Origin of the sequence: Luteimonas sp. TWI662, from assembly GCF_039673825.1 — a bacterium.
Lineage (GTDB): Bacteria > Pseudomonadota > Gammaproteobacteria > Xanthomonadales > Xanthomonadaceae > Luteimonas.
Genome location: NZ_JBDJMI010000061.1, coordinates 1 through 552 on the forward strand (window position 1 = coordinate 1; position 552 = coordinate 552).

Annotated in this window: 1 pseudogene; it reads right to left on the reverse strand. The window is 69.6% G+C overall.

Going from position 1 to position 552, the window contains the following annotated elements:
* Window positions 1-552 (reverse strand): annotated as a pseudogene (locus tag ABE488_RS17740) (hypothetical protein); the annotation flags it as partial.

The following is a 552-nucleotide window of genomic DNA, read 5'->3' on the forward strand; positions in this document are numbered from 1 at the left end:
GCCGGTCCCGGCCAGCGTCACCCGGCTGTAGTCCGGATTGCCGTCGGCATCGGTGTCGTAGCGCACCGCAGTCGCCCCCAGGTCGCCGACATCGACGACCAGATCGTCGAACGCACCATCCACCGCGTCGAATGCATCGCCGACATTGGTGTAGTTGCCGCCACGGATCACGTAGGTCGGTGCGGAGATCGTGCCGTCGGCATTGACGCCCGCGCCGCCCCCCAGATGGTCGGCCACCGAGCCGGCCACCCCGAACAGCTGCGCCCCGTTGATCGCCTCGGTGCTCGTCGCGCTGACCTCGCCTGCCGCGACATTGCCGATCGCCGTGCCACCGGTTCCGGCCAGCGTCACCCGGCTGTAGTCCGGATTGCCGTCGGCATCGGTGTCGTAGCGCACCGCCAGCGCCCCGAGATCGCCGACCTCGCCCGCGACTTCGCTCAACTGGCTCATATTGACCGCGTCGGTCGCATCGACACCCGCGGCCACCCCGCTGAGCCGACGCGCATCGCCATCGACATTCGCAAAGCTCACCTCGTCGCCGCCCGTCTGCCC